The organism is Actinophytocola sp. (assembly GCF_035712165.1).
GTDB lineage: Bacteria > Actinomycetota > Actinomycetes > Mycobacteriales > Pseudonocardiaceae > DASYTH01.
In genome coordinates this window covers 1-9,936 of sequence record NZ_DASTBH010000212.1, presented here as the reverse complement: position 1 = coordinate 9,936, position 9,936 = coordinate 1, and the positions used below count along the sequence as shown (strand labels likewise).

General features: G+C 70.4%; 8 protein-coding genes and 1 pseudogene. 7 read left to right on the top strand and 2 right to left on the bottom strand.

Annotated elements, in window-relative coordinates:
• The first annotated feature begins 152 nt into the window (after nt 1-152).
• Nucleotides 153-791 (top strand): hypothetical protein, encoded by a 639-nt coding sequence (locus VFO68_RS12020; protein WP_325158315.1) that lies wholly within the window; start codon nt 153-155, stop codon nt 789-791.
• Between the two features lie 112 nt (nt 792-903).
• The gene (locus VFO68_RS12015) at nt 904-1,578 is read left to right on the top strand and encodes an HD family phosphohydrolase (protein WP_325158314.1); all 675 of its coding nucleotides are present in this window, start codon (nt 904-906) and stop codon (nt 1,576-1,578) included.
• A 114-nt stretch (nt 1,579-1,692) separates the two neighbouring features.
• Here VFO68_RS12015 and VFO68_RS12010 read toward each other — a convergent pair whose 3' ends face one another.
• On the bottom strand, nt 1,693-2,550 hold the full coding sequence (locus VFO68_RS12010) for an alpha/beta fold hydrolase (protein WP_325158313.1): 858 nt from the start codon (nt 2,548-2,550) through the stop codon (nt 1,693-1,695).
• Nucleotides 2,551-2,640: 90 nt separating this feature from the next.
• On the opposite strand from VFO68_RS12010, the gene VFO68_RS12005 reads away from it, so the two are divergent.
• Nucleotides 2,641-3,282, top strand: coding sequence for a TetR/AcrR family transcriptional regulator (locus VFO68_RS12005; RefSeq protein WP_325158312.1), 642 nt, complete (start codon nt 2,641-2,643; stop codon nt 3,280-3,282).
• Here VFO68_RS12005 and VFO68_RS12000 read toward each other — a convergent pair.
• A complete protein-coding gene (locus VFO68_RS12000) occupies nt 3,218-4,147 on the bottom strand; it encodes a heme o synthase (RefSeq protein WP_325158311.1) in 930 nt (309 codons plus the stop codon). The two genes, VFO68_RS12005 and VFO68_RS12000, sit on opposite strands and share 65 nt — an antisense overlap.
• Before the next feature lie 194 nt (nt 4,148-4,341).
• Here VFO68_RS12000 and tkt point away from each other — a divergent pair, with 194 nt between their 5' ends.
• The 4 genes and pseudogenes from tkt to VFO68_RS11980 all read left to right on the top strand — a co-directional run.
• On the top strand, nt 4,342-6,465 hold the full coding sequence (gene tkt / locus VFO68_RS11995; RefSeq protein ID WP_325158310.1) for a transketolase: 2,124 nt from the start codon (nt 4,342-4,344) through the stop codon (nt 6,463-6,465).
• A gap of 75 nt (nt 6,466-6,540) precedes the next feature.
• Nucleotides 6,541-7,641 (top strand): transaldolase, encoded by a 1,101-nt coding sequence (gene tal, locus VFO68_RS11990; RefSeq protein WP_325158309.1) that lies wholly within the window; start codon nt 6,541-6,543, stop codon nt 7,639-7,641.
• Complete coding sequence (locus VFO68_RS11985; RefSeq protein WP_325158308.1) at nt 7,634-9,259, top strand: glucose-6-phosphate isomerase; 1,626 nt, start codon at nt 7,634-7,636, stop codon at nt 9,257-9,259. The genes tal and VFO68_RS11985 overlap by 8 nt, the downstream gene beginning before the upstream one ends.
• A pseudogene (locus tag VFO68_RS11980) lies at nt 9,256-9,936 on the top strand (glucose-6-phosphate dehydrogenase); the annotation flags it as partial. The gene VFO68_RS11985 and the pseudogene VFO68_RS11980, both read left to right, overlap by 4 nt.

Below are 9,936 nucleotides of genomic sequence, written 5' to 3'. Positions count from 1 at the left end.
ACGCCGGAGACCACCCGGGGCGAGTTCCTCGGCCAGTTCGAGAAGGTCACCGGCGGCCGGCTGTCGCCGGACCGCTTCGAGGACCTGGAGAGCAAGTTCCACGCCTTCCGGCACGAGTTCACCCTGGCCGCGGGGTTAGGTAGTTGATCATCATGCTCATCCGGATCGCCCCGCTGACCGAGCTGGCCAGCCAGATCATCGCCGAAGCCGCTCCCCTGGACACCCGCTGGGACCTCGTCGACGAGTGCTTCCACGCCTGGGCGGCGCAACCAAACCTCCGCGCCATACTGCGCGACCACGTGCACGACCTGGCCCCGGCGCAGGCCCAGGACGTGATCAACCGGTCCCGGGAGACCACCACCCATTTCGCCTGGTGCCTGCGCGACCAGCCGGACGAGCCGTTCACCTTCTGGCTGCACGAGTACAAACCGCAGCGGGACTGGCGGCCGGGCTACGCCGACTCGGTGCACAACCACCGCTACCACTTCTGCACCACGATCGTGCGCGGCGGCTACCTGCACGAGCACTACCGGGCGGAGATCGACCCGGCCACCAGCCTGGTCACCGGCGCCGAACTGGTGGCCAGCCGGCCCTACGAGGTCGGCACGGTGGGCACGATGCGTTCCACCGAGTTCCATCGCATTCCGGTAGCGGACGACGCGACCATGACATTTCTGGTGAAATCGCGCGCGCTGACCGACTGGAGCCTGTCGTTCGACCCGAACACCCAGGTCAGCCACAAGCATGTCCCGGTGGAGTCGCGGCTTGACGAGCTGGTCAGACGTATCTGACAAACGTGACATTCACCGGTAGGGAGGAGTTCCACAGAAGACAATTCCGTTTTTCGCGGCTACCATCCACCCCACCGGCACGCCGCCACTGCCGGCTGGTTAGAGGGGTGCGATGTCTGCCGAACGGGTCGTCCCGGCGACGGATGTGGTGTGCACGCCGTCCCGGGGGTCGATCGACGCCGTCGAACGCTACGTCTACCAACTGTGCCAGCGGTTCGCGCAGCGGCTGCAGTTCCACGGCTGGCACCACGTGAGCTTCGTGCGGGCCAAGGCGGTCGAGTTCGCCGACGCCAACGGCGCCGACCAGGCGCTGGTCGAGACCGCCGCACTGGTGCACGACCTGAACTACATCGTGGAGCGCAACTCCCCGGCCGCCGCCGGAGCCTCGCTGCGGCTGCAGATCCTGGACGTGGCCGGCGTGGCGACGAGGACCGCGGAGCGGATCGACGAGATCGTGCGGGACGCCGAGATGGCCGGCCGCCATCCGGACATCTCGCTGGAGGCACAGGCACTCTCCGACGCGGACACGCTGTTCAAGGCCCTTCCGGTGACCCCGGTCGTGCTGGCCCACCGCTACCTCGCCGAGAACGGCGTGAGCCTGCGGGAGTTGGCCAACAAGATCGTCACCGAGCAGCAGACCGTGCACGACGAGGGGTACTACTTCTACAACCCCGAGGCGGCCTCGACCTACTCGCGCTGGGCCGAGGCGAACCTGCAGTTGTGGCGCTGCATCCGGGAGTCACTGGACGACCCCACCGTGGAACAGCTGCTGCGCGCAGTTTCGTAGCCGCCTCTCCGGGATTTACTCCTGTCGTCCCGTTGGGTCGAGACGGTCGGGTTCGGTGGGTGGCGGTGGCTGGGTTGCGTCACGTTCCCCTGAGGTGCGGTTGGCGGCCCCGCGTCAGGCGGGCTGCTCGGGTCGGTTGAAGAAGTCGGCTAGTAGTTCGCCGACCTGTTGGGGGGCCTCTTCCTGGATGAAGTGTCCGCAGTCGGGCAGGGTGGTGACCTCGGCGTGGGGCAGGTCGCGGCGCACGCGGGCCATGGTTTCGGCGACGTCGGGCAGGATCCGGTCGCGCTCGCCGTAGATGATCCGCACTGGGACGTCCAACCGCGGCAGCCCGGTGGCGATCTCGGCGAACCCGCGGACGCTGAGGTTGAACCCGGCCCGGGCCAACGCCAGCCGCGCGTCCGGATCGGCGAAGGGCCGCCGCACCTCGGCGACGACCTCGTCGGTCAGGCGGTCCGGGTCGGCCAGGCCGAGCCGCAGGATGTCGGCAAGCCCCTCGGGGCTGACCATCCGGTCCCGGGTCTCCGGCCGGGCCAGACCGACCGCGAACTCCATCACCTCGGGGTGGAACTCCGGGTAGAGCAACGTGTTGAGCAGGGCGAGGCGGCGCACCCGGCCAGGGTTGCGCAGCGCCCAGTGCACGGCGATCGGGCCGCCGATGTCGTGCACGGCGATGTCCACCGGATCCATCTCGAGCTTGTCCAGGAAACCGTCGAGGACCCGCGCGTAGAGGTCGAAGTCGTACCGGACGTCCAGCGGTTTGTCCGACCCGCCGAAGCCGGGCAGGTCGAGCGCGATGACGCAGTTGTCCCGGGCGATCGCCGGCATGACGTCGCGCCACAGGTAGGACGAGGTGGGCCAGCCGTGCAGCAGCAGGACCGGCGGGCCGGAGCCCAGTTCGCGGTAGGCCAGGGTCATGCCGTCCCCGAGGGTGACGGTGGACAGGGCGGGGGCGGTGAGGGTGGGGCGCATGCGGTGCTCCTCGGGGTCGCCTGAGAAAACAAACCGACTGTCGGTCCGCAAGTTAACAGACCGACAGTCGGTCGGCTACCCTGTTTCGCCATGGACCTGCGGATCGAACGGGGCAGAACGACCCGGGAGCGGCTGATCGCGGCCGGGATCGACCTGTTCGGCCGGCTCGGCTACGAGGCCACCTCGATCGGCGCGATCCTGGAGGCCACCGGTCTCGCCCGGGGCGCCTTCTACCACCACTTCGCCAGCAAGGCCGAACTGTTCGACGCGGTCCTGGACCGGATGATCGGGCACATGGCCGAGCAGTCCGCCGAGGCCGCCCGCAGGTTCGACGACCCGGTCGACACCCTCCGGGCCGGCTGCTCGACCTGGCTGGACGTCGCGCTCGACCCGGTCGCGCAGCGGATCACGATCATCGAGGCCACCGCGGTGGTGGGCTGGCAGCGCTGCCGCGAACTCGACGAACGGCACTCGCTGGGCCGCACCAGGGCCACCCTGCGCCGGATCGCCCGGTCCGGGCGGATACCCGCGGAGAACGTCGACATGCTGGCGCACATGGTGTGCGCCGCGGTGGCCGAGGCGGCAATGCTGATCGCCAGGGCGCAGGACAAGCGGGCCGCCCGGGACGCCGGTCAGGCGGCGCTGGACATCCTGCTCAACCGGCTGGTCAGCCCAGAACCAGCGGAAGCCCCAGCGCCGAGTCAACCGCCAGCGCCACGAAAACCAACGTGAGATAGCTGTTGGACAGGTGGAACAGCTTGATCGGGTTGCCCTTCTCGCCCTGTCGCACGCTGCGGTGGAGCCGGTGCGCGTAGGTCAGGAACCAGCCGCCGGCCAGCAGCGCGGAGGCGACGTAGAGCCAGCCGGTGACCGGCACCAGCAGCAGCGTCCACGCCACCATCACCCAGGAGTAGACGACGATCTGCCGGGCCACCCGTTCGGCGGTGGCCACCACGGGCAGCATCGGCACGCCGGCCCGGGCGTAGTCCTCGCGGAACCGCATGGCCAGCGCCCAGAAATGCGGCGGGGTCCAGAAGAAGATCACTCCGAACATCACCAGCGCCGGCCAGGCCACCTCGCCGGTGACCGCGGCCCAGCCGATCACCACCGGCATGCAGCCGGCCGCGCCGCCCCAGACGATGTTCTGCGCGGTACGCCGCTTGAGCACCAGCGTGTACACCAGGACGTAGAACAGGATCGCGCCGACCGCCATCGCGGCCGCCAGCAGGTTCGTCGTGACGTACAGCCAGGCGAACGACACCACCCCGAGGGTCAGCCCGAAGACCAGGGCGTGCCGGGTGGGCACCTCGTGCCGGGCCAACGGACGCGACCGGGTGCGCTTCATGATCGCGTCGATGTCCGCGTCGGCCACGCAGTTGAGCACGTTGGCGCTGGCCGCGGCCAGCGATCCGCCGAACAGGGTGGCGAACACCAGCCACGGCGCCGGGATGCCGCGCTCGGCGAGCATCATCGCCGGCACGGTGGTGACCAGCAGCAGCTCGATGATCCGCGGCTTGGTCATCGCCAGGTACGCCCGCAGCACCCGCGCCCGGCTGCGCGACGTGGACGAGTCCACGTCGGCCGTGCGCACCGGCATGACTCTCCTCGCTGGGTAGGGCTCGGGTTATGGCGAAATCGTAGCCGCGCCGTCGCTGGTCATCCGGCTCGGGTCGGCCTCCAGCCACCAGATCGGTTACAGATCACACACTGCGGGGTACCCGACTAGGCTGACCGCGACGAGGGATGACATGGGGCGGAGGGTGCGCCCAGCGACTACGGGAGTTCATGTTCGTGTCCAACAATGTTGACGTTCCTGCCGAACTTGCCGACCGTGTGCGGACCCGGGTGCCGCAGGACTGGACCGATCTCGACACGCGCGCGGTGGACACGATCCGGGTGCTGGCCGCCGAGGCGGTGCAGAAGGTCGGCAACGGCCATCCCGGTACCGCGATGAGCCTGGCGCCGACCGCCTACGCCCTGTTCCAGCGCATCATGCGGCACGATCCCGGTGATCCGGAGTGGATCGGCCGGGACCGGTTCGTGCTCTCCGCCGGGCACTCCAGCCTGACCCTGTACCTGCAGCTGTTCCTGGCCGGCTACGGCCTGGAGATCGAGGACATCGAGGCGCTGCGCACCTGGGGCTCGAAGACCCCGGGCCACCCCGAGCACGGCCACACCCGGGGGGTCGAGGTCACCACCGGCCCGCTCGGCCAGGGCCTGGCCAACGCGGTCGGGATGGCCATCGCCGCCCGGCGCGAACGCGGCCTGTTCGACCCGGACGCCCCGGCCGGGCAGAGCATCTTCGACCACTACATCTACGTGATCGCCTCGGACGGCGACATCGAGGAGGGCGTCACCTCCGAGGCCTCCTCGCTCGCCGGCCGCCAGCAGCTGGGCAACCTGGTGGTGATCTACGACGCCAACGAGATCTCCATCGAGGACGACACCAACATCGCGCTGTCCGAGGACACCGCCGCCCGCTACGAGGCGTACGGCTGGCACGTGCAGACCGTGGACAGCGGCGAGGACGTGACCGCGATCCTGGCCGCCGTGGAGGCCGCGCGGCAGGAGACCTCCCGGCCGTCGTTCATCCAGCTGCGCACCGTGATCGGCTATCCGGCGCCCACCAAGATGAACACCGGCAAGGCGCACGGCGCGGCCCTGGGCGACGACGAGGTGGCCGCGATCAAGAAGATCCTCGGCTTCGACCCGGACCGCTCGTTCGTCGTCGAGGACGCGGTGCTGGCGCACACCCGGCAGGCCGTCGAGCGCGGCAAGCAGGCGAGGGCCGACTGGGAGCGGGCGTTCGAGGGGTGGGCCGCGGCCAACCCGGAGCGCAAGGAACTGCTCGACCGGGCCAGCGCCTACCGGCTGCCGGACGGCTGGACCGCGAAGCTGCCCGCCTGGGACCCGGACCCCAAGGGCGTGGCCACCCGCAAGGCCTCCGGCGAGGTCCTCAACGCCCTGGCCGACGTGCTGCCGGAGCTGTGGGGCGGGTCGGCGGACCTGGCCGAGAGCAACAACACCACGATGAAGGGCGCCGACTCGTTCGGCCCCGTCGAAGCGTCCACAAAGGAATGGCAGGCCAACCCGTACGGCCGCACGCTGCACTTCGGGGTCCGCGAGCACGCGATGGGCTCGATCCTCAACGGGATCGTGTTGCACGGCCCGACCCGGCCGTACGGCGCCACGTTCCTGGTGTTCAGCGACTACATGCGGCCGCCGGCCCGGCTCGCCGCGCTGATGAAGCTGCCGGTGACCTACGTGTGGACGCACGACTCGATCGGCCTGGGTGAGGACGGGCCGACCCATCAGCCGATCGAGCACCTGGCCGCGCTGCGGGCGGTGCCCGGGCTGGTGATCCTGCGCCCCGGGGACGCCAACGAGACGGCCGCGGCCTGGCGGGCCATCCTCGAGCAGCACGACCAGCCGGTCGGCCTCGCGCTGACCCGGCAGAACCTGCCGGTGCTGGCCGGCACCCGGGAACTGGCCGCCGAGGGCGTGGCCCGGGGCGGTTACGTGCTCGAGGAGGCGAGCGGCGGGGAGCCCCGGCTGCTGCTCATCGCCACCGGCTCCGAGCTGCAGCTGGCCGTGGCGGCCAGGAAGGTCCTGGAGGAGTCGGGCGTTGCCACGAGAGTGGTCTCGATGCCGTCGGTCGAATGGTTCGACGCCCAGGACGAGACCTACCGCAACGAGGTGATCCCGCCGTCGGTCCGGGCCAGGGTCACGGTAGAGGCCGGTGTCGCGCAACCGTGGCACCGCTTCGCGGGCGACGCGGGCGAGATCGTCTCCATCGAGCACTACGGCGCGTCCGCGGACCACCAGACCCTGTTCCGGGAGTTCGGGTTCACCACCGAGAACGTCGTGGCTGCGGCACACCGCAGCCTGAGGAAGGCCGGAGAGGCGGAAGCGTGATCTCGCGGCAATCAAGGCGACCATCGAGCGCGACTGCGGCAACGTGCAGATCGCGAAAGGTAAAGGTAAGCACTGATGACTGACCGACTTGCGAAGCTGGCCGAGGCCGGAGTGTCGATCTGGCTCGATGACCTGTCCCGGGAACGACTGGTGACCGGCAACCTGGACGAGTTGATCCGGGACCGGCACGTGGTCGGCGTGACCACCAACCCGACGATCTTCGCCGCCGCCCTCGCCAAGGGTGAGACCTACGACGAGCAGGTCCGCGAACTGGCCGCGCGGGGAGCGTCGCTGCACGACGTCGTGCGCGACCTCACCACGACCGACGTGCGCAACGCCTGCGACAAGTTCCGGGACGTGTGGGCCGCGACCGGCGGTGTCGACGGCCGGGTGTCGATCGAGGTGGATCCGCGCCTGGCGCACGACTCCGACCGCACCACCGCCGAGGCGCTGGACCTGTGGAAGACGGTGGACCGGCCCAACCTGCTGGTGAAGATCCCGGCCACCTCGGCCGGGCTGCCGGCGATCAGCGCCGCCCTCGCCGAGGGCGTGAGCGTGAACGTCACGCTGATCTTCTCGGTGCAGCGCTACCGCGAGGTGATGGAGGCCTTCCTGACCGGGTTGGAGCAGGCCCGCGCCAACGGGCACGACCTGGCCGCGATCCGTTCGGTGGCGTCGTTCTTCGTGTCCCGAGTGGACACCGAGGTGGACAAGCGGTTGGAGGCGATCGGTTCCGACGAGGCGCTGGCGCTGCGCGGGACCGCCGCGGTGGCCAACGCCCGGCTCGCCTACGCGGCGTTCCAGGAGGTCTTCGCCTCCGAGCGCTGGCAGACCCTGGCCGCGGCGGGCGGCAACGTCCAGCGTCCACTGTGGGCGTCCACCGGCACCAAGAACCCGGACTACCCGGACACCAAGTACATCGCGGAGCTGATCGTCGCCGACACGGTCAACACCATGCCGGAGAAGACCCTGCTCGCCTTCGCCGACCACGGCGAGGTGCCCGGCGACACGGTCAGCGGGTTGGCCGGCGAGGCCCGGCAGGTGTTCGACGCGCTGGCCGCGGCCGGGGTGGACATCGACGACGTGTTCGAGGTGCTCGAGACCGAAGGCGTGGAGAAGTTCGAGAAGTCCTGGCAGGAGTTGCTCGACACCGTCCAGGGGCAGCTCGATGCCTGACCGCGCCACCGAGGTCGGCGTGACGATCGTGGACCAGCGGCTCGCCGAGGAGGCGGCGCCGCTGGTCGAGCGGTTGGTCGCGGAGAACGTGGCGTCCCGACTGGCCGCACAGGATCACACCCTCTGGGGCGAGCCGGCCGAGTCCGAGGCGCGGATCCGGTTGTCCTGGACCACGTTGCCCGAGACGTCCCGGCCGCTGCTGGCCGAGATCGACGCGCTGCGCGCGGAGCTGCGGGCCGACGGTGTGGACCGGGTCGTGCTGGCCGGAATGGGCGGCTCGTCACTGGCCCCCGAGGTGATCACCAGCACCGCCGGGGTGCCGCTGGTCGTGCTGGACACCACCGATCCCGGGCAGGTGGCCGACGCGCTGGCCGGCGATCTCAACCGGACGGTGCTGGTCGTGTCGTCCAAGTCCGGGTCCACCGTGGAGACCGACAGCCACCGCCGGATCTTCGAGAAAGCCTTCCGTGCCAACGGGATCGACGCCGCATCGCGGATCGTGGTGGTCACCGACCCGGGTTCGCCGCTGGCCGAGCTGTCCACTGCGGCCGGTTACCGCAGGGTGTTCCAGGCGGACCCGAACGTCGGCGGGCGGTACTCCGCGCTGACCGCGTTCGGGCTGGTGCCCGCCGGGCTCGCCGGTGCCGACGTGGCCGCTCTGCTGGACGAGGCGGCCGCCGCCGCGCCGCTGCTGTCCGCGGACGACGCCGACAACCCGGCGCTGCTGCTGGCCGGCGCGCTCGGGGCGGCGCACGCCCGCGGCGCCGAGAAGGTCGTGCTGGCCGACACCGGGTCCGGCATCAAGGGCTTCGGCGACTGGGCAGAGCAGCTCATCGCCGAGTCCACCGGCAAGGACGGCACCGGGATCCTGCCCGTGGTGGTCGAGGGACCGGACGCGCCGGGCTTCGCCGACGCCGGCGACGACGCCACCCCGTGCGCCATCGGCGCGCCGGACGGGGCTGCCCAACTCGGCACCGCCGGCTCGCTGGGTGGCCTGATCCTGCTGTGGGAGTACGCGACCGCGGTGGCCGGCCGGCTGCTCGCGATCAACCCGTTCGACCAGCCGGACGTGGAGGCCGCCAAGAAGGCCGCCCGCGCGCTGCTGGACGCGCCCACCGCCGAGTCCGGGACGCCGGCGCTGGTGGACGGTCCGGTCGAGGTGCACGCACCGGACGGACTGCTCCCGGCCGGCACCGCCACGCTGGCCGACGCCATCGCCGCGCTGCTGGCCGCGGCGCCGGATCACGGCTATCTGTCCGTGCAGGTCTACCTGGACCGGCTCGAGGACGCCTCGGCGATCGTGCTGCGCGGCGAACTGGCCCGCCGCAGCGGGTTGCAGACCACCTTCGGCTGGGGTCCGCGGTTCCTGCACTCCACCGGGCAGTACCACAAGGGCGGCCACCAGAACGGGGTCTTCCTCCAGCTCACCGGCGAGGTGGACAAGGACCTCGAGGTGCCCGACCGGCCCTACACGCTGGGCACGCTGCAGCGCGCCCAGGCGCTCGGCGACGGCCAGGTGCTCATCGAACACGGCCGGCCGCTGCTGCGCCTGCACCTCACCGACCGGATCGCCGGCATCGCCCACGTCGTCCGAGTCATCCAGGAGGTCGGGCAGTGACACGTGAGTGGGAGAACCCGCTGCGCGATCCCCGGGACAAGCGGTTACCACGAATCGCCGGGCCGTCCGGGTTGGTGATCTTCGGGGTGACCGGGGACCTGTCTCGCAAGAAGCTCATGCCGGCGATCTACGACCTGTCCAACCGCGGCCTGCTGCCGCCGGGCTTCGCGCTGGTCGGCTTCGCCCGCCGGGACTGGGCCGACGAGGACTTCATGAAGGTGGTGCACGACTCGGTCAAGCAGCACGCCCGCACCCCGTTCCGGGAGACGGTGTGGGACCGGCTGGCCGAAGGCATTCGGTTCGTGCAGGGCACCTTCGACGACGACAACGCCTTCGACACCCTGGCCAAGACGCTGGAGGACCTGGACCGCGACCGCGGCACCGGCGGCAACCACGCCTTCTACCTGTCCATCCCGCCGGGCGCCTTCCCGGTGGTGTGCAAGCAGTTGGCCCGGGCCGGCCTGTCCTCGCCGCAGCCGGACCAGTGGCGCCGGGTGGTGATCGAGAAGCCGTTCGGGCACGACCTGAAGAGCGCCTGCGAGCTCAACGAGATCGTCAACGAGGTCTTCCCCGAGGAGTCGGTGTTCCGCATCGACCACTATCTCGGCAAGGAGACCGTGCAGAACATCCTGGCGATGCGCTTCGCCAACATGATGTTCGAGCCGATCTGGAACTCG

Bases quoted from the DNA above. Each gene is read 5' to 3' on its own strand.
- VFO68_RS12020 (WP_325158315.1), top strand. From the start codon at position 153: ATGCTCATCCGGATCGCCCCGCTGACCGAGCTGGCCAGCCAGATCATC.
- VFO68_RS12015 (WP_325158314.1), top strand. From the start codon at position 904: ATGTCTGCCGAACGGGTCGTCCCGGCGACGGATGTGGTGTGCACGCCG.
- VFO68_RS12010 (WP_325158313.1), bottom strand. From the start codon at position 2,550: ATGCGCCCCACCCTCACCGCCCCCGCCCTGTCCACCGTCACCCTCGGG.
- VFO68_RS12005 (WP_325158312.1), top strand. From the start codon at position 2,641: ATGGACCTGCGGATCGAACGGGGCAGAACGACCCGGGAGCGGCTGATC.
- VFO68_RS12000 (WP_325158311.1), bottom strand. From the start codon at position 4,147: ATGCCGGTGCGCACGGCCGACGTGGACTCGTCCACGTCGCGCAGCCGG.
- tal (WP_325158309.1), top strand. From the start codon at position 6,541: ATGACTGACCGACTTGCGAAGCTGGCCGAGGCCGGAGTGTCGATCTGG.
- VFO68_RS11985 (WP_325158308.1), top strand. From the start codon at position 7,634: ATGCCTGACCGCGCCACCGAGGTCGGCGTGACGATCGTGGACCAGCGG.